The sequence below is a fragment of the Actinopolyspora sp. BKK2 genome (assembly GCF_011291845.1).
Classification (GTDB): domain Bacteria; phylum Actinomycetota; class Actinomycetes; order Mycobacteriales; family Pseudonocardiaceae; genus Actinopolyspora; species Actinopolyspora saharensis.
The window spans coordinates 402,239-419,338 of record NZ_JAANTE010000004.1; the positions used below are offsets into that span (position 1 = coordinate 402,239).

Sequence of the window (17,100 nt, forward strand, 5' to 3'; positions counted from 1 at the left end):
CCTGACTAGTCGTAGTTCGGCTGGCACCCACCGTTGGGTGAGCACGGCCCCGTTCCCGTCGGCCAACACGACGGGTTGCAGGACGGGCCGCAGGACGGTCCGCACTTAGGATCGCACGCCGAGTGCGGTCCGTCCGGGAAGTGCCGGGCAAGCTGCTTCTCCGTCCGAGCCATGTCCGGGCCGGTGAGGATGTCGACGAGCGTGCGCTCGCGGACGTTGCCCACGGGCATCCACCGGGAGAACACGCACGGCCACACATCACCGGTCGGGGAGACGGCGACCTTGCCCTGCCCGCAGTGCCCGCACAGCTGGTCGAGCCCGCCATCGGCTTCGCGGATGCCCCGTCCGACTTGCCGAAGCGTGTCCTCACCGATCTCGGTCACTCCGAGCTCGCGCAGTTCCGCGACGGCCGCCGCACTACGCTGCTCGTCGAAGAGGTTGACCACACCCGCCCGCAGCGGGACCGACCGGCGTACCGCTTCGGCGATGTTCGCCCTCGTCCGGGCGTGGGTGCGCCGCTTTGTCACGGCGGCGTGCTCGGTCGGGGGCGTCGGAATAGTACGAGGTTGCCAGCCTCACTCCCGGCACCGTGAGCACGTCCCACACCACTTGTGGCACGTGCACGAGGTTCGAGAACACTTCGACCTCGACCCCACGAGCACGGGCGTAGTCGACGAGCCCGGGCAAGGCAGGATGCAGCATCGGTTCGCCGCCGATGAACTGCACCATCTCCGCGCCGAGCTCCCGACTCTGGTCGATCACGTGACGCCAGGCTCGTTCATCCATCGCCCCGTGATCACCGTCGGGGCCGGACTCGGCGTAGCAGTGGGTGCACTCCAGCTGACACTTTCCGGTGATCTCCAGCCATACGAAAGAAAGGTCTTGCACAATAACCTCCCTGGAAGGAGCTAATTTCGTTCGTGTCACTCACGGCGTCATCACGGCACCGCTACACGGGCAAAACACCGACCGGACACATACGCCGACATCCGGTCGAGACCTGCATTCAGCGACCTGCAAGCTCGTGGTCCGGGCATTGGGTGGGGGTGTAGGGGTCGAGGTAGAGGTAGAGCTGGCCGGTGGTGGTCAGCACCAGCGCGTCGACCGATCCGCCGTGGGCTAATGCGTATTCCCCGCGCTCGACGTCGTTGTGCATGCCGGGGGTGTCGATGAGCACGCCCCAGGGCATTCCCCATTCGACGGCCACGGCGTCGGTGCTGTGCGCGGCGATGGTGTTGGCCAGCCACGTTGCCCCCGCGTTCGGTGTGTACAGCACCTCGGCCGGGGTGTAGTGCCTGCGCAGTTTCGACGCGCTGACGGCGGTGGACAGGTGGGCGTGCCAGTGCAGCTCGCGCGTGCTCCAGTGAGGGAGCAGGGATTTATTCATCCGTCCTCTCCTTTGCGGTGTGGTGTCCCCGGTTCGCGCCGCCAGGTCCGCGCAGTCGGGTTCCCGCTTCGGTGAGCACGGTGTGGACGAAGCCGTAGGAACGGCCACTGGCCTGCGCCAGGGACCGGATGCTCGCTCCGTCCTCGTAGTGGCGGCTGAACTCGGTGCGCAACTGGTTGCGCACTTCTCCGGTGATGTGTGCGTATTTCGCGGCATTCATGACTGATTCCAAGTGCGGGAGTGGGTGGGAACCACCCGGCCGAGGTGAGTTGGGGGAGGGGACTCGGCCGGGCGGTGACGACTCAGCACCGGAGGTCGGGGCTCGGCAGCGCTGAGTCGTGGTCTCTACAGACGACGCAATCCGTCGAGGACGCGGGCCAAGATGTCCCTGTCTGGATCCACGTAGAGCCCCGGGATAGGCTCGGGCTGTCGTCCCGGCAGGGTAGAGCTGCCGGGGCGACGTTTCGTAGCTGCGGACAGCGGCAATGTCCCCGACCAGTGCGACCAGCGCGGCAGCCGCGCGACTGCGGGCATGATCTCGGTGGGTGCCGCGTCGGCCCGGAGCTGCTCGGCCATGTCTATACCCACCTGTTCCCGCAATTGACGAACCGTCGGTGTCCTGGCCCCGAGCCCGCGTGTCGGGGTCTTCGCTCGCTGCTGTGCCACCGAGCGACGATGGCGACCGCTGATGCGGTGAACAGGGATAAGAGTGTGATCAGGGGTGTCATAGAGCCTTCCGGCGTTCGCTCATGTCGATGCAGCCGGGGCAGTGCTGCCAGTCGGGCGGAGGCTCTCCGTGCGTCACCCAGCCCAGTAGTCCGCAGACCGTCAAAACGGCCGTGCCGTCCTCGTAGCGGCAGGAGCGCGCCTCGGAGTTGGACCTGGGGATGTCGTGCCAGATCGGCTCTCCGCGAAGAGAACTCGCATACGTGGGGCCGTCTGACAGGTCGCCGCCTGAGAAGTCCTCGGACGCTTGATCGGGTACCTCTTGGGGGAGGGAACTCGTCTCGGCTCCCGCTGGAGCCGCCAACAGACACAGGTCGCACGGCATCCCGGTGAACGCATCGACGATTTCGAGTCTGTCGTGATGAGTCTCGAAACCGCAGTGCGCCTTTCGCACCCCGTCCCGGTCCTGGTCGAACTGCGGATCGAAAATGTGCACTGCCCGCGTTGCCGAGGCGTGTTCGGAGGTCAGACGCGCGAGGATGATGGTCACAGCACATCCCCTACGTTTTTCGGGCGAGATTCGGGATACATTTCCGCTACTCGCTGAGTGGGAGGGCGACGAACTCGCCTCCACCTCAGTCCTATTCGCACAACTACCTTCCATGCAGATCGGCAACGATGTCCGTCACGAGCCAGATCGTCACTGCGCACGCGATCACGACCAACGAGGGCAGGAGCACTGAGATCATCCTCCCTCCGGGAGGCCGCGAACTGCCTGGAGACGTTGGCAGTCCCTACACCGCCCAACGCTCGGCTCGTCGGCCGTCGCGGGGGTTCGGAGTTGCCTACCGCAAAGGGCGTAAGTAGCGGCGTACTCCTCTGTCGTCTTGGGGTTCACCGGAAGGCTGTGCTCGGTCTCTTCAGCCACCGCCAACGACTTGTCCGACCCCAGTCGATGACCGTGACCCCGATACACCCCGTGAGGGAATGGCAGTGTCCGCGTGTTCAACCGCTCCATGTGTGAGACGGTAATGGTGATACGGTAAAGTGATCAATACATCCGATTGGGTGATCCGTCTCGTTGCCTCTCGCTGTGCGACGCTGGAGCTATGGCAGGTACGGCACGGCAGGTGCACCTCGGTCGCCAGCTAAAATCTCTGCGCAACGACAAAGGTTTGTCGCTGGACGACGTCGCGCGGCATGTGGAGCGCAGCCGCGCGACAGTGGGTCATTGGGAGCGCGGCTATTCGAGGATCAGTGCTCAAGACCTCGCGGCGCTCCTGCGTCTTTACGAAGCTCCTGATGAGATGTCTGGGCACCTCCAGCAGCTCCGTAGAGACAGCCGTCAACGAGGCTGGTGGCACTCGTACAAACTCCCGGCTTACCTCGAACCGTTCGTCGGGTTCGAGGCTGAGGCTTCCGAGGTCTTCTCTTATGAGCTCGGTGTCGTGCCAGGTCTGCTACAGACCGAGGACTACGCGCGTGCAATCCACGAAGTCGGCAGATTGCAACTCTCCGAGGCAGAGTTGCAGGGCTGGGTCGATGTCAGGCTCAAGCGTCAAGAACGTCTGTACGAGAGGCCAGGAGGGCTGACTCTCCATACCGTGATCGCGGAGGAAGCCCTGCGGCGCGTAGTCGGATCCCGGAAGATCATGGTGGAGCAGCTCGCACGCTTGGAGCACGACGCGAAGCTCCCCGGAGTCAACCTTCAGGTTTTGCCTCTCGACGCGGGGGCGCATGTGGGAGCGCATGGGCCGATCACTGTTTTGCGATTCGCTGATGCTGGCCACAGTGACGTCGCGTTCTCAGACACCCCGCTCGGCGGTCACGTCATCGATGACCTACGAGACGTAGCAGAGCTGAGCCGTTTGTTCGGCGAGCTTCAGGCACAAGCACTACAGAGGGAAGAGTCAGGGCGGCTCCTACGTAGCATTGCTGAAGTGCACGCCGCTGGTCCGAAGGAGTAGAAGACGTGAGTAAGCAACTCGATTGGCGCAAGTCGAGTCGTAGCGGACAGGCAAACAACTGCGTCGAAATCGCCACGTTCGGCGACGGCGCGGCGGTGCGCGACACCAAGGACCGCGACCTCGGCTACTTCACCACCAACCGCGAGCAGTGGCAGGCGTTCCTCGACGCGGTAAAAACCGACCGGTTCGCTTGAGCCGCCCACGGCGTAAAACGACCCCTGGTGCTGCCAGGGTCGTTTTTCGCATGTCAGGGCCCCGCACTGTCTCCAGCGCACTAGCGGGGTTGACGCCGTGCCGCTCCGGCCGGTGTGAGCTTTCGAACGTGATTGTTCAGGTGCTCCCCTACGGCGCCGGGGCGCACGCCAGCCCTTCCGGCGCGTTCGCGTTGCTGTCGTTCGACAACAACGAGGCTGTCGGATTCCTCGACACTCCTTTGGGAGGGCATACCGTGGACGATCCCAACGACGTGGAGGCTCTGAAGTATGTCGGGGATGAGTTGAGATCTACAGCCCTACCAGCACCAACCTCGTTGGAGTTGATACGTAGCATTCGGGAGGCGCACACGGCACAGACCTAGGAGGTTGGCACAGTGGATCTCTCGCGCGCGACGTGGCGAAAGTCGTCGCGGTCGAACAGCGGTGGTAACTGCGTTGAGGTCACCGTCACACCGACCGTTGCTGGGGTTCGCGACACCAAGGATCGCTCGGCCGGGTATTTCACTACCAACCGGAAGCAGTGGCAGACGTTCATCGATGCGGTGAAAACCGACCGGTTCGCCTGATCCGCTCACGGTGTGAAACGACCCCTGGTGCTGCCGGGGGTCGTTTTTCGCATGTCAGGAACACGGGGCGTGGTCGTGTGGATGTCAGTACCACTCGTCGGGTTGCCCACAGCGCTCTTGTTCTCCGAACGTGGAGTGCTGCCCGGAGGTCCTGCATCCGCAGTACGTTCACCTGAAGCACGTCGTCGCTGAGGACGAACGTGATCAGAATCGTCCCGTCGTCGGCCGTGGTCGTCCAGCGATCCGTTTTCGGATCGTACCCGCTGATCGACTTCGGTTCTCGCGCGAGTCGCGCGTTGACCTGATCGCCCTTCTCGTCCCGCCTCCAGAAGGTGCTGTCCGTGTCCAAGGTCCATACCTTGGAGAAGTCGCCGCGCTCGGCTCGTGCGATGGCGTCCCGCTCCTCGTCGAGAACTTCGCGGAGAACTCGAGCATCGCGCGGACGTTTCCCTGAACATTCCAGTCGCTTTTGTCCACCACCACTCCTTTCCTCGTCGAGCTTACGACACGTGTCCGAGGCGGGGCGTCCCTCGAAGGGGGTGGTTCTCCCGGAATCCACGCGTTCTTTTCCTCCGGCGATTCTTCTTCCGGTCTCCTTTTCGCTCCCGCTCCGGTGCGGAGGCGGCGGATCGATACCGCGCCAGCCGCGCCGCCGACTTCTCGGCCGTGCCGGAGGCGAGCACCCCGGAACCGCCGTTTCCGCATCGCTGTCGCCCCGGCGGCTCGTGGCTCTACTCACACCACGCGCTGCGCACGGTGAGCGAACCACTAGGCTGGAACCATGTCGAACGATCTGCGCGCGTTACCCGTGGTCTCCGGACGGCGTGCCCCGGGAAGAACGCGCGGGTAGGCCCGGCCGATGTCCGATACCAGCATGCGCGACGCGCGCTCGGCGCGGGCGGCCCCGCAGGCGCTCCCCGCGGCCGTGCTGTTCGACATGGACGGCACCCTCGTCGACTCCGAGAAGCTCTGGACGATCGCCATGGACGATTTCGCCGCCGCCAACGGCGCCGAGATCAGCGACGCGGCCAGGGCGCGGATGGTCGGCTCGAACATGGCCCGCAGCATGAGCCTGTTGCTGACCGACCTGGGCATGTCCACGGAGCCGACCGACATCGCCGCCGCGGCGCAGCGCGTCATCGCCAGCATGTCCGAACTGCTGGCCTCCGACCTGAGCTGGCGCCCCGGAGCCGAGAGCGCACTGCGCACCGTGACCTCCAACGGGATCCCGACGGCTCTGGTGACCTCGACCATCCGCTCGTTGACCGACATAGCCCTGCGCACCATCGGGCCGGACCTCTTCGACGTCACCGTTTGCGGTGACGAGGTGGACGGCCGCAACAAACCGGACCCGGAACCGTACCTGCGGGCCTGCGGGGAACTCGGTGTGGACCCGGCGCACTGCGTCGCGATCGAGGACTCGCCCACCGGGGTCGCCTCCGCTGTGGCCGCTGGTTGCACGGTCCTCGGAGTCGCCTGCGAGGTGCCGCTCGATCCGGGGGCGGGGTGCGTGCTGCGGGACTCCCTCGAGGGGCTCGACCTCGCCGAGCTGACCGCGCTGTTCGAGCGGAGCTGAGGCGCTGCTTTCCCGCCGTGTTGCTGGCCGGCGTGGTGCTTCCGCGCGGCAGCGCCGAAGCACCACCCGGGCAACTCGATCAACCTGAACGGAAAACCTCGGCGAGGCGATCCGGGTCATCGGCCCGGCGGCCGGTGTTTGCCCGGCGGGAGCGGGATGCAAGGATCACGGGTCGTGAAGACCTTCGACGAGCTGTTCAGCGAGCTTGAACAACGTGCCCGCACCCGCCCCGAGGGCTCCTCAACGGTCGCCGCGCTCGACGCGGGCGTCCACTTCCAGGGCAAGAAGGTCCTGGAAGAGGCGGGCGAGGTGTGGCTGGCCGCCGAGCACGAGTCGGACGAGCAGCTCGCCGAGGAGGCCTCCCAGCTGCTCTACCGGCTGCAGGTGATCCTGCTCGCGCGCGGGCTGTCCCCGCAGGACGTCTACCGCTACCTCTGAGCCCCTCCGGGCACCCCGGCCGGTTCGGCAGTGCTGCGCGCGGCCGGGGAGGGCCGCGGAGTGATCGGATCGTGATCGAAACGCCACACGGCGAGTTTCTCTCGGCGGATAATGCGTTCGCGAAGGATCGCGAAACCGCTCGGGGAGGACGTTATGGGTGTGGTCCCTGTGGACTCGGCCCCGCCGAAGTGGCAACTGTACGCGGGAACGCCCTGCTGGATCGAGTTGGTGACCTCCGACCTCGACAGCGCGAGTGAGTTCTACGCGGAGTTGTTCGGATGGGAGTACGAACAACGACGCGACTCGGAGGGCGGTCACCACCTGGTGGCCCTGCACGACGGCTTCCCGGTGGCGGGCCTGCGCGCGGCCGAGACCCCGGAAACCGCCAAGTGGCGGCTGTTTCTGGCCACGAGTGACTGCCGGGCGGCCTGCGAACAGGCCGAGGAGAAGGGCGCCACCGTGACCGTTCCGCCGGGCGAGCTCGGCGGTGTCGGCACCAAGGCGGTTCTGGAGGGGCCTTCGGAAGCCGAGTTCGGGCTGCTCGAACCGGAGTCCTCCTGGCAGTTCGACGTCGGGCTGCCGGGGACGCTCATGTGGGCCGAGCTGGTGACCATCAAGGCCCAGACGGCCGATCTGTTCTTCCAGAACCTGTTCGGTTACACCTCGTCCCAGTTCGGCACGGAGAACCAGCTCGACTACTCGGTCTGGTACCTGGGTGACGAGTCGGTGCTGGCCAGGGTGAGCATGCTCCGCGAGCACATCGACGCGGAGACGCACCCACACTGGCTGCTCTACCTCGGGGTGGCGGCCAAGATCGGCACCGACGAGGCGGTGCGCCGCGCCGTCGGGTCGCACGCACGAGTGCGGGTGGACCCGTACGACTCCAGGCTGGGCAGGGCGGCCGTGCTGCGGGACCCCACTGGAGCCAGGTTCGCGCTGGTCGATCCGAGCCAGGCCCCCGCGGACACCGGCAGCGCCGCGAACTACGACCCCTACGAGGACTGATTCCCACCCGTCCCGCCGCACGAACCGGGAGGACGAAGTCCTCGGGAGAACCGCTGGCAACAGGCTTCGGTCGCCCGAGTGCTCGGAGCCTGGGCAGCGGGGAACCCGAGCGCGCGAGTCGGACGCGTTGCAAGGACTCGACGCACGTGACGGCTACCCGGTCAACTACCCGGACAGCTGCGCGGTCGACTACCCGGCCAACCGCGCGAAGTGCCGCTGCGGGTCATGCGAGCCTGGTCGGCAGCAGCGCCTGCGCGCAGCGCCCCACCGGGCCCGACGCGTCGTGCAGGACGGTCTGGGTCAGCCCGGCCCCGTCCGCGCCGAGCGCCATGCGCGCGTCCAGCCCCGTCCACTCGCCGACCGGTTCCCGCGTCAGGTGGACCGTCAGGTCGGTGTTGGCGAACGCCCACTGCTCGAACGGCAGGGTGCTGGACACCCCGCTGGCGCAGTCGGCGACGGCGAACAGGCGTTGCAGCGGGGTCGGCTCCTCACCCGCGATCAACGGCATCCGCTGCCTGCCCCAGACCAGGACCCCCGCGGTGTCCTGCTGCGCGGACGCGTCCATCCGCCAGTCGAGTGCTTTGGCGTATCCCCCGGACCAGCCCGCGGGCAGCGGCATGGGCCCGCACGCCTCCGGAGCGTTCGGGCGGGGAGCGTGGTCCGCGGCCACGTCGGCGGTGTCGGATCGCCGCATCCGCCAGGCACGTGCCGTGGCGGCCACCCGGTCCCCGGACGAGATCTCGGCGGAGACCAGCTCGACGGAACGTCCGGGGCGGAGCGTCTCGGTCCGCACCGTGACCTCGTCCACCGGAACGGGACCGAGCACGTCCACGGACACCCGCCGGATGTCGTGCTCGTCCCTCGGGTCGTGGTGCTCGATCTCGCGAACGAGCAGCGCGGCGACCGGACCGAGGTGCTGCGCCTTGTCCGACCACGGCCCCACGGTGTGCTCGGTCGCGCGATACCGGCCCCGGCCGAGCGGTTCGTAGAACACCTCGTCGATGTGAGTGCTGTCCACGGGGTCTTCCCTTCCAGGAGCGGAACTCTTCCGCCCCGGGCGACGATGATGCCACGGAAGTTCGGCTCATCAGTCCGTTGTGGATGGAAGGCCGGGGTTCTCCGGCGCTTCGGGCCACCCGGGGTACGGCGGAGCCGTGCCACCGTGCGCCGGGCAGACGGGCTTGAAGTCGCAGAACCCGCACAGCCGTGAGGGACTCGGCCGGAAATCCCCGGTGCGTCCGGCCCGGAGGATGGCCTGCCAGATCGCCTCCAGCGTGCGCTCGAACCTGTTCAGCTCCGCCTCGTCCGGGGTGTAGGCCAGCGACTGCCGGTCGGCCAGATACATCAGCAGCAGCCGACTGGGCAGCTTCCCGCGGCTGCGCCACAGCGCCAGGGCGTAGAACTTCATCTGGAACAGGGCCTTGGCCTCGTTGAGCTGCCGCGGCGCGGAACCGGTCTTGTAGTCGACCAGGCGCACCTCGCCCGTGGGAGCCACGTCCACCCGGTCGATGAACCCGCGCAGCACCAGCCCGCTGTCCAGCTCGGTCTCCACGCGCTGCTCGCAGGCCTCCGGCTCGATGCGCTGCGGGTCCTCCAGCTCGAAGTAGGCCTCCAGCAGCTCGCCCGTGGACTTCAGCCAGTCGTCGAGCTCCGGTTCGCCGGAGAACAGCTCGGCCAGCTCCGGCTGCTCGGCGGTGAGCTCGCGCCAGGCCGGTGCCAGCAGCTCGGCGGCGGTGTCGCGGTCCCGCCGCTCGGCGGGCAGCTCGAACAGCCTCTCCAGCACGCTGTGCACGAGAGTGCCCCGCGCCTGGGCCCTCGTGGGGGTCTCGGGCAACCGGTCCACCGCCCGGAAGCGGTACAGCAACGGGCACTGCTTGAAGTCGCTCGCCCGGGACGGTGACAGAGCGAGGCGGCGCGGGCGGTCCTGTTGCGGCTGTCCCGCGGGGTGGGGATCGGTGGGGTGGTCGCTCCGGGCCGATTGCGCCATGGGGAGAACCGTAGTAGGACCGCGCCGCCCTCCGGTCGTCGAGGTCGGACGCAGGAGGGGCTCCGCCGGAGCGCGCTGCGGTTTCCCGCTCGTGCCCGGGGGCCGTGCGGGAGCGCCTCGTGGGGCGAGCCGTCCGACACGCCGGGATCGTGCCGATGGGATCGAAGCGGGGTGCGCGCTTCGTTCTAGGCTTTCCGCATGGCCACCACAGCGGGAGGCGAGCGCACCGGAACCGGCACGGCGGGACTGCAGCTATGCCGGGTCTCCGGGGTTCCCGTGCTGCTGTCCCCGTCCTGGTGGTTGGGGGCGGCCGTGATCGTGCTGCTCTACACGCCGCTGGTCGGGCGGCTGCTGCCCGGATCCGGTGTCTGGGCCAGCGCTCTGGTCGCCACCGCGTTCACCGTCTTCCTCGCAGGGTCGGTCCTGCTGCACGAGCTCGGGCACTGCCTGGTGGCCCTGCGGTTGGGGTTACCGGTGCGCCGGGTCCGGCTGTTCCTGCTCGGCGGGATCTCCGAGATCGCGCGGACCCCGCCAACCCCCTTCCGCGAGGGGCTGATCGCGGCAGCGGGTCCGGCCGTTTCGCTCGTGCTGGCCGCGTGCACCGGCGTGGGGTGGTTCGCGCTGCAACCGCACGGGGCCGTGTGGCTGCTCGTCGTGCAGACCTGCGTGGCCAATCTGGCAGTGGGGGTGTTCAACCTGCTGCCCGGCCTGCCGCTCGACGGAGGCCGCATGGTGCGCGCGGCCACCTGGAAGCTGACCGAGGACCGCCATCGCGGCACGATCGCGGCCGTCGTCGGAGCCGGCGCCGTGGCGGTGGGGTTGCTCTGCTGGGCACTGGTGGGGGTGGTCACCGAGGCGCAGGGGCGCTGGTTGCGGCTGGCCGTCTGCGTGCTCATGGCGTGGTTCGTGATCGCGGGAGCCGTTTCGGAGTACTCCGCCGGACGACGTGAGCGCTGGCCCCGGGGGATGGAGCTGCGTGATCTGCTGCGGCCCGTTCTGCAGCTGCCCGCGGAGAGCCCGGTGGGGGACGCGCTGCTGGCCGCGGCCGGACGCGGGGTGGTGCTGGTGCGTGCCGACGGCGTCGCGGTCGGGCTGCTGGACGAGGACAAGGCGGTGCGGCTGGTCGACACCTCCCCGCGGGAACCGGCCGAACGCGCGGCCGAGGAGATCAGACCGGAAACGGTGCTGCTGGACAGCGAATCGCCCGAGGCGGTGCTGCACCGCGTCGGCAGCGTCTCGGCGGGGCAGTTCCTCGTGGTGGACCAGGACGGCAAACCGTGCGGGGTGCTGCGGCGGTCCGAGCTGCGCGCGGCGGCCAGGCGGCGCGGGACGAACCCCTGACTGCTCCTCGGTGACCGCACGGCGTCTGGGAGGATGACCTGCCGTGTCCGCACGGGGCAGCAGTACGCATTCACAGGAGGTAGGGCACAGGTGAGCAGCGTCAGCGGGCCGTTCGGGCCGGGGGATCGAGTTCAACTGACCGACCCGAAGGGACGACGCAAAACGATCGTGCTCCAGGAGGGAGGCGAGTACCACACCCAGCACGGTGTGCTTGCGCACGACTCCCTGATCGGTCTGCCCGAGGGGTCGGTGGTCACCTCGGCCGGAGGCACGTCCTACCTGGCCGTGCGGCCGCTGCTGTCCGACTACGTGCTGTCGATGCCGCGTGGTGCCCAGGTCATCTATCCCAAGGACGCCGCGCAGATCCTGATGTGGGGCGACATCCGTCCGGGGGCCCGGGTGCTCGAGGCGGGCGCCGGTTCGGGTGCGTTGACCTGTTCCCTGCTGCGTGCCGTGGGCGACGAGGGCAGCGTGGAGTCGTGGGAGGTGCGCAACGACCACGCCGAGTACGCCGAGCGCAACGTGCGGCAGTTCTTCGGGGACCGGCCCGACAACTGGACCCTGCACGTGGGTGACGTGACCGAGTACTCCGGCGGCGAGGTGGACCGCGTCGTGCTGGACATGGTCTCGCCCTGGGAAGCGCTGGAGGCCGTGCACGGTGCGCTCGTCCCCGGCGGTGTGCTGGCCGTGTACGTGGCGACCACGACACAGCTGTCCACCGTCACCGAGGCGTTGCGGGAGCAGCAGGGCTGGACCGAACCGCAGTCCTGGGAAACCCTGCTCCGCCCGTGGCACGCGGTGGGCATGGCGGTGCGTCCGGAACACCGCATGGTGGCGCACACGGCGTTCTTGCTGGTCACGCGCAGGCTGGCCGATGGAGTGACGCCGCTGCGGGTGCATCGCAGGCCCAGCCGCGGCTAGTAAGCCCGGTCCGCCGGCCGAGCCCGGACGTCACGGGGTCCGGGACCGGCCGACGTCGGGGTGGGCGGTTCAAGCGCTCACCTCGTCGTGGGGGAGGACCGCCGTTCGAGTTCAGCCCGTTGAACTCGTGGAACCGGTGTTCTGAAAACCGCACATCTTCCAGGAGCCGTCCTCCACGGTCATGTTCACGCTGTAGTCCATGGGGAGCGTTTGGGAGCGGGTCTCCCCGAGAGCGCTCAGTTCCATGGTGGCCTCTCCGCTGATGTCGGCCACGGCCCTCTCGTCGGACTCCCTGGTGACGTTGTTGAGGCTCACGTCGAACTGCATCTTGTCGAGCAGCTCGCTGGGGTCGAGGTTGGAAACGCCGTACTGGCTCATGCCCTGCTCGAGCGGATTCGCCCCGGTTTTCGAGCAGCTCAGCTCCGCGATCTGGCTCGCGTTCTTCGAGTTGAGCGAGTCGACGTACTCCTGGGCGGTCTTGCGGGGCTTGCCCGGCCCCGAGCTCAGCCCCGCGATCAGCGCTATGATCACGCCGAGCACGAGGACTCCGCCGCCGATTCCGCCGAGGATCCAGGGGAGTTTGGACTTGTTGCCGGTGGGCGGGGGTGCGCCGGGCTGTCCGTAGGGGGTCTGCTGACCGGGGTAGGCCTGCTGCGGCCAGGGCTGGCCGGGTTGCTGTCCCCAGGCGGGTTGTTGCCCGCTCTGCGGGTACTGGCCACCGGGTTGTTGCCCCCAGACGGGCTGTTGTCCGCTCTGCGGGTACTGGCCACCGGGCTGCTGTCCCCAGGCGGGCTGCTGCCCGCTCTGCGGGAACTGCCCGCCCGGCTGTCCGTAGGGGTTCGGCTGTGCCTGCTGCTGCCCCCAGGGATCGTGCTGGCCTGGTTGCTGTGGGTAGTTCATCGAACTTCTCCGAGGATTTCGGCGTTTGCAACGGTCGAGCTGGACTGACTCCGCGCGCGGGCCACGTCCGGGGGAACCTATCGTGCTGGGTCCGGTACCGGTGAACGGTCGGGATCAGTTCGAGCTCTTACCGGGAGCTGTGCACACCTTCCAGTCGCCGTCTTCCTTCTTGAGTCCGAATTTGCGGGTCAGGGAATCGCTTTCCTCGGGGTTGTTGAACTCCAGCACGAAGGAACCGCTCTTTTCGGAGTGGTTGACGTTCTTGACGTCGACAGTGGTTTTCTTCGCTTTTTCCGCTACGTCCGGCGAAACCTCGGAAGTGCTGTCGCTGCCGCTCCCGGCGGCTTGGTCCAGCGTGCTCTGCAGCTCGTCGCACGTGATTTCTCTGTACTTGTCGACCGGAGAGGCCTGGTTGGGATTCGTGATCTCCTCCTCGAAGACGCCGGCGAAGCGGTTGGCGACCTCTTCCGGGGTCTTTCCGCCGGTGAGAACGAGCACGAGAGCGACGATGCCGCCGATGAGCAGGACTCCGCCGCCGGTTCCGCCGAGGATCCAGGGGAGCTTGGACTTCTGCGCGGGGGGTCCTGCCCCGGGCTGGCCGGCATAGCCCGGGGGGACCTGGCCCCACTGCTGCCCGGGCTGCGCTTGTCCCCAGCCCTGCTGCGGCCATGCCTGCTGCGGCCCGGAGGCGGGGTACTGGCCTCCCGGCTGCTGTCCGTAGGGGTCCGGCTGGCCGTACGGCTGCTGGGGCTGACCGTACTGCTGCCCCCACTGCTGCGGATCACCTCCCGGATACTGGCCGTACGGCTGCTGAGGCTGTCCCCACTGCTGACCCTGGGGATCGGGCTGTCCGTAGGGGTTCTGCGCGCCCCACTGCTGCTGTCCCCAGGGGTCGTTCTGGCCGGGCTGCTGCGGGTATGTCATTCGTTCCTCTTCTCGGCGGTCCTGCCGCTTCTCGTGCGCGATCCGCTACGGTGTGAGATCGCAGACTTTCCACTTGCCGTTCTCCAGTCGCAGCCCCAGGGGCTGATCGACGCGTTGGGACGTCCCGGCGACGATGTAGGTTCCGCGCACTCTGGCCGTGGCCGTGTCACCCTCGGTGTCGACTTCCCCCAGGCTCAGCTCGAACCGGCCCGTGCTGAGCTGGTCGAGCTGGCGCCGCAGCTTCGGAGCGTTCGAGTCGCACAGCTCCCCGTCGAGCGCGGCGAAACGTCCCGAGTTGATTTTGTCTACCACCCGCGTGGCGGTTTCCCGCGGGGCTTCGTGGTCGGTCGCGAAAAACAGGAAGTAACCGGACAGCAGCGCCGCGACCGAGATCGTGGCCAACAGCGCGTACATCCATGGGCGACGTGACCTGCGGGGAGGCGGATCGACCTCGGGAAGGGCGCCCGGAGGGCTCACGTGCGCGTGGGGAGCGAGGGCGGGGTTGGTCCAGCTCTGCCCGCGCTCGGCCGTGCCCTCTCCGTGGTCTCCCGCGTGCGAGCCCGCTCGCGGCGACTCCCCCGGCGCGGACTCGCCGGGAAACCGCCCCCAGGGGCTCGGGGCGCCGACGTCCCCGATGGATCCGGCTCGCTCGGTCGTGCTCTCGTTGCCGGGGACCCGAGGGTGCCCGCCAGGCGCGGGGTGCTGTGGCGGGTGGGGCATCGGTTCCTCCCGAACGGGGACGTGACTGCTCGAGGTGATCGATCGTCAAGTAGAACAGAACCTCTGCCCGTGAATGTGAGTAGCCGGTGAAATTTTCACCGGCTGGAGCGGTTCCGAGGGAGCGCGCAGCGGTGTCGTGAGTGCTTCTCGTATCAGCCGGGGCGGACCTCGGCGTCGAGGACCTCGATCGGACCGCGCATTCACGTCCGGAAAGTGGGAGGGTCCTCGGTCGTTCGTCCTACGATGTGGTCGCGAATGACGCGCGAGGGAGGAGCTCGGTTCACGGTTCGGATACCACACGGATGCCCGTCCGGCTGGTCGTGAACGCGCGTGCGGCGACAGCAGGTGTGCGCACCGCCCTGCCGGGGCGTTCCGCCGCGGTCGAGTTCTCCCGAACGGACCAACGGGACAAAACGTATCGTGGTTGCCCGCGGGCGTTTCGTCCGCGGAGAAGTGGCTCCGGAGTGGCGTGGTTCATGTGGCGTGGCCGCCTTCTGTGGCACTCTGGGCCGTCTAGCGGGATTCGATGACCTCGCGTTGTCGTTGATCGCCGGTACCGTGGTGGTACGAACACGGGAGGAGGGTGCCGATATGCAGCACGACCGTCCCGACAGCCGACCCGAAGAGGGCGTTGGGCAGGGTGCCCGCAGCAACGCGGAAACCAACGAGCAGATCCGCGAGTTGGAGGACGAGGTCGCCTCGCTCCGCAGCAGGCTCAACGAGTCCCCTCAACAGGTGCGGTTGTTGGAGCAGCGGCTGGCCGAGGCATCCGAGAGAGTGAGTCAACTCACTGAACGGAACGCCAAACTCACCGAGACTCTCAAAGAAGCGCGCAGCCAGTTGACCGCCCTGCGCGAGGAAGTCGACCGACTCGCCCAGCCACCGAGCGGGTACGGGGTCTTCCTCGCCAGCTACGAGGACAACACGGCCGACGTGTTCACCTCGGGACGGAAGATGCGCGTCGCCGTATCGCCGAACGTGAACGTGGAGGAACTTCAGCTCGGCCAGTCCGTGCGCCTCAACGAGGCGCTGACCGTGGTCGAGGCCGGGACTTTCGAACGTACCGGCGAGGTGTGCACTTTTCGCGAGGTGCTGCCTTCCGTGGACCCCGACCAGCCTCGACGTGCACTGGTCACCGGGCACAGCGACGACGAGCGGGTGGTTTGGCTCACCCCGCCGATGGTCGAGTCCGGACTCAAGTCCGGTGACTCGGTGCTGGTGGACAGCAAGGTCGGATACGCCTACGACACGGTGCCCAAGGCCGACGTCGAGGACCTCACGCTCGAGGAGGTCCCCGATGTCAAGTACGAGGACATCGGTGGTCTCGGCGGGCAGATCGAGGAGATCAGGGACGCCGTGGAGCTGCCGTTCCTGCACTCGGAGCTGTACGTGCAGTACAAGCTCTCCCCGCCCAAGGGGGTGCTGCTGTACGGGCCGCCCGGTTGCGGCAAGACCCTGATCGCCAAGGCGGTCGCCAACTCGCTGGCCAAGAAGGTCGCCGCGAACCGGGGGGACGAGGACGGTCAGGCCAAGTCCTACTTCCTCAACATCAAGGGCCCCGAACTGCTGAACAAGTTCGTGGGCGAGACCGAGCGGCACATTCGACTGATCTTCCAGCGTGCCAGGGAGAAGGCCTCCGAGGGCACACCGGTGATCGTGTTCTTCGACGAGATGGACTCGATCTTCCGGACCAGGGGCAGCGGAGTCTCCTCGGACGTGGAGACCACGATCGTTCCCCAGCTGCTCAGCGAGATCGACGGCGTCGAGGGCCTGGAGAACGTCATCGTGATCGGTGCCTCCAACCGGGAGGACATGATCGATCCCGCCATCCTGCGTCCGGGGCGGCTGGACGTGAAGATCAAGATCGAGCGTCCGGACGCCGAATCGGCCAAGGACATCTTCGCCAAGTACCTGACCAGCGATCTGCCCGTCCACGAGGACGATCTGCGCGAGTTCGGCGGTGACCAGCTGACCTGCATGGACGCGATGATCCAAACCACGGTCGAGCGCATGTACGCCGAGACCGACGAGAATCGCTTCCTCGAGGTCACCTATGCCAACGGGGACAAGGAGGTCCTGTACTTCAAGGACTTCAACTCCGGGGCGATGATCCAGAACATCGTGGACCGGGCCAAGAAGGCGGCCATCAAGTCGGCGATCGACACCGGGCAGTCCGGGATACGGATCCAGAACCTGCAGGACGCGATCGTCGACGAGTTCGCCGAGAACGAGGATCTGCCCAACACGACCAACCCGGACGACTGGGCCCGCATCTCCGGCAAGAAGGGGGAGCGGATCGTCTACATCCGGACACTGGTCAGCGGCAAGAACCAGGAGACGGGGCGTGCCATAGACACGGCCACCAACACCGGTCAGTACCTGTAACCGTCGTTCGTCCGAGTCCGGGCTCGGTTTCCGAGTCGGCGCGGGCGGGAAGTTCGAGAGGGGCGTCGCCCGAACGGGCGGCGCCCCTCCGCTTGTCCGGTG

20 protein-coding genes are annotated in these 17,100 nt (G+C 67.5%); 9 read left to right on the plus strand and 11 right to left on the minus strand.

Going from position 1 to position 17,100, the window contains the following annotated elements; translation table 11 throughout:
* Positions 1-5: 5 nt before the first annotated feature.
* The 6 genes from G9Q41_RS22680 to G9Q41_RS11450 form a co-directional block, all read right to left on the minus strand.
* Complete coding sequence (locus G9Q41_RS22680; protein ID WP_207630929.1) at positions 6-527, minus strand: SPASM domain-containing protein; 522 nt, start codon at positions 525-527, stop codon at positions 6-8.
* Positions 418-927, minus strand: coding sequence for a radical SAM protein (locus G9Q41_RS22685; RefSeq protein ID WP_207630928.1), 510 nt, complete (start codon positions 925-927; stop codon positions 418-420). Before G9Q41_RS22685 ends, G9Q41_RS22680 begins: the two co-directional genes overlap by 110 nt.
* 79 nt (positions 928-1,006) lie before the next feature.
* A complete protein-coding gene (locus G9Q41_RS11435; RefSeq protein ID WP_092520611.1) occupies positions 1,007-1,387 on the minus strand; it encodes a hypothetical protein in 381 nt (126 codons plus the stop codon).
* The gene (locus G9Q41_RS11440; protein WP_092520612.1) at positions 1,380-1,607 is read right to left on the minus strand and encodes a helix-turn-helix domain-containing protein; all 228 of its coding nucleotides are present in this window, start codon (positions 1,605-1,607) and stop codon (positions 1,380-1,382) included. Before G9Q41_RS11440 ends, G9Q41_RS11435 begins: the two co-directional genes overlap by 8 nt.
* Before the next feature lie 125 nt (positions 1,608-1,732).
* Positions 1,733-1,987 carry a hypothetical protein gene (locus tag G9Q41_RS11445; RefSeq protein ID WP_165632545.1) on the minus strand — a complete coding sequence of 85 codons (255 nt, stop codon included), beginning with the start codon at positions 1,985-1,987 and terminating at the stop codon, positions 1,733-1,735.
* A 124-nt stretch (positions 1,988-2,111) separates the two neighbouring features.
* Positions 2,112-2,603 carry a hypothetical protein gene (locus G9Q41_RS11450; protein ID WP_165632544.1) on the minus strand — a complete coding sequence of 164 codons (492 nt, stop codon included), beginning with the start codon at positions 2,601-2,603 and terminating at the stop codon, positions 2,112-2,114.
* 559 nt (positions 2,604-3,162) lie between these two features.
* Between G9Q41_RS11450 and G9Q41_RS11455 the strand changes: the two genes are divergently transcribed.
* The 6 genes from G9Q41_RS11455 to G9Q41_RS11480 all read left to right on the plus strand — a co-directional run bounded on the left by G9Q41_RS11455 (position 3,163) and on the right by G9Q41_RS11480 (position 7,820).
* On the plus strand, positions 3,163-4,020 hold the full coding sequence (locus G9Q41_RS11455; RefSeq protein ID WP_165632543.1) for a helix-turn-helix transcriptional regulator: 858 nt from the start codon (positions 3,163-3,165) through the stop codon (positions 4,018-4,020).
* 5 nt (positions 4,021-4,025) lie between these two features.
* A complete protein-coding gene (locus tag G9Q41_RS11460) occupies positions 4,026-4,214 on the plus strand; it encodes a DUF397 domain-containing protein (protein ID WP_165632542.1) in 189 nt (62 codons plus the stop codon).
* 395 nt (positions 4,215-4,609) lie between these two features.
* Positions 4,610-4,801, plus strand: coding sequence for a DUF397 domain-containing protein (locus G9Q41_RS11465; RefSeq protein WP_092520622.1), 192 nt, complete (start codon positions 4,610-4,612; stop codon positions 4,799-4,801).
* Positions 4,802-5,660: 859 nt separating this feature from the next.
* A complete protein-coding gene (locus G9Q41_RS11470; protein WP_242687343.1) occupies positions 5,661-6,377 on the plus strand; it encodes an HAD family phosphatase in 717 nt (238 codons plus the stop codon).
* A gap of 156 nt (positions 6,378-6,533) precedes the next feature.
* Positions 6,534-6,815 carry a phosphoribosyl-ATP diphosphatase gene (locus tag G9Q41_RS11475; protein ID WP_179533685.1) on the plus strand — a complete coding sequence of 94 codons (282 nt, stop codon included), beginning with the start codon at positions 6,534-6,536 and terminating at the stop codon, positions 6,813-6,815.
* 153 nt (positions 6,816-6,968) lie between these two features.
* Complete coding sequence (locus tag G9Q41_RS11480) at positions 6,969-7,820, plus strand: VOC family protein (RefSeq protein ID WP_165632541.1); 852 nt, start codon at positions 6,969-6,971, stop codon at positions 7,818-7,820.
* Positions 7,821-8,043: 223 nt separating this feature from the next.
* Here the strand turns inward: G9Q41_RS11480 and G9Q41_RS11485 are convergent, their stop codons facing one another.
* On the minus strand, positions 8,044-8,838 hold the full coding sequence (locus tag G9Q41_RS11485; protein ID WP_347567518.1) for a thioesterase family protein: 795 nt from the start codon (positions 8,836-8,838) through the stop codon (positions 8,044-8,046).
* Positions 8,839-8,907: 69 nt separating this feature from the next.
* Entirely contained in the window at positions 8,908-9,807 is a 900-nt protein-coding gene (locus G9Q41_RS11490; RefSeq protein WP_207630927.1) for a RecB family exonuclease, read from the minus strand.
* A 198-nt stretch (positions 9,808-10,005) separates the two neighbouring features.
* Here G9Q41_RS11490 and G9Q41_RS11495 point away from each other — a divergent pair, with 198 nt between their 5' ends.
* Positions 10,006-11,148, plus strand: coding sequence for a site-2 protease family protein (locus G9Q41_RS11495; protein WP_092520627.1), 1,143 nt, complete (start codon positions 10,006-10,008; stop codon positions 11,146-11,148).
* 90 nt (positions 11,149-11,238) lie between these two features.
* A complete protein-coding gene (locus G9Q41_RS11500) occupies positions 11,239-12,069 on the plus strand; it encodes a tRNA (adenine-N1)-methyltransferase (RefSeq protein WP_165632540.1) in 831 nt (276 codons plus the stop codon).
* Between the two features lie 111 nt (positions 12,070-12,180).
* Here the strand turns inward: G9Q41_RS11500 and G9Q41_RS21515 are convergent, their stop codons facing one another.
* The 3 genes from G9Q41_RS21515 to G9Q41_RS11515 form a co-directional block, all read right to left on the minus strand.
* Positions 12,181-12,969 carry a hypothetical protein gene (locus G9Q41_RS21515; RefSeq protein WP_207630925.1) on the minus strand — a complete coding sequence of 263 codons (789 nt, stop codon included), beginning with the start codon at positions 12,967-12,969 and terminating at the stop codon, positions 12,181-12,183.
* A gap of 114 nt (positions 12,970-13,083) precedes the next feature.
* Positions 13,084-13,893, minus strand: a complete 810-nt coding sequence (locus tag G9Q41_RS11510) for a hypothetical protein (protein WP_165632539.1) — start codon at positions 13,891-13,893, stop codon at positions 13,084-13,086.
* Between the two features lie 45 nt (positions 13,894-13,938).
* Positions 13,939-14,613, minus strand: coding sequence for a hypothetical protein (locus tag G9Q41_RS11515; protein WP_139186484.1), 675 nt, complete (start codon positions 14,611-14,613; stop codon positions 13,939-13,941).
* Between the two features lie 591 nt (positions 14,614-15,204).
* Here G9Q41_RS11515 and arc point away from each other — a divergent pair.
* Complete coding sequence (arc, locus tag G9Q41_RS11520) at positions 15,205-16,998, plus strand: proteasome ATPase (RefSeq protein WP_092520638.1); 1,794 nt, start codon at positions 15,205-15,207, stop codon at positions 16,996-16,998.
* Positions 16,999-17,100: the final 102 nt, after the last annotated feature.

Coding starts and splice junctions, on each gene's coding strand:
- G9Q41_RS11435 (WP_092520611.1), bottom strand. CDS start 1,387: ATGAATAAATCCCTGCTCCCTCACTGGAGCACGCGCGAGCTGCACTGG.
- G9Q41_RS11440 (WP_092520612.1), bottom strand. CDS start 1,607: ATGAATGCCGCGAAATACGCACACATCACCGGAGAAGTGCGCAACCAG.
- G9Q41_RS11455 (WP_165632543.1), top strand. CDS start 3,163: ATGGCAGGTACGGCACGGCAGGTGCACCTCGGTCGCCAGCTAAAATCT.
- G9Q41_RS11470 (WP_242687343.1), top strand. CDS start 5,661: ATGTCCGATACCAGCATGCGCGACGCGCGCTCGGCGCGGGCGGCCCCG.
- G9Q41_RS11475 (WP_179533685.1), top strand. CDS start 6,534: ATGCAAGGATCACGGGTCGTGAAGACCTTCGACGAGCTGTTCAGCGAG.
- G9Q41_RS11480 (WP_165632541.1), top strand. CDS start 6,969: ATGGGTGTGGTCCCTGTGGACTCGGCCCCGCCGAAGTGGCAACTGTAC.
- G9Q41_RS11490 (WP_207630927.1), bottom strand. CDS start 9,807: ATGGCGCAATCGGCCCGGAGCGACCACCCCACCGATCCCCACCCCGCG.
- G9Q41_RS11495 (WP_092520627.1), top strand. CDS start 10,006: ATGGCCACCACAGCGGGAGGCGAGCGCACCGGAACCGGCACGGCGGGA.
- G9Q41_RS21515 (WP_207630925.1), bottom strand. CDS start 12,969: ATGAACTACCCACAGCAACCAGGCCAGCACGATCCCTGGGGGCAGCAG.
- G9Q41_RS11510 (WP_165632539.1), bottom strand. CDS start 13,893: ATGACATACCCGCAGCAGCCCGGCCAGAACGACCCCTGGGGACAGCAG.
- G9Q41_RS11515 (WP_139186484.1), bottom strand. CDS start 14,613: ATGCCCCACCCGCCACAGCACCCCGCGCCTGGCGGGCACCCTCGGGTC.
- arc (WP_092520638.1), top strand. CDS start 15,205: ATGCAGCACGACCGTCCCGACAGCCGACCCGAAGAGGGCGTTGGGCAG.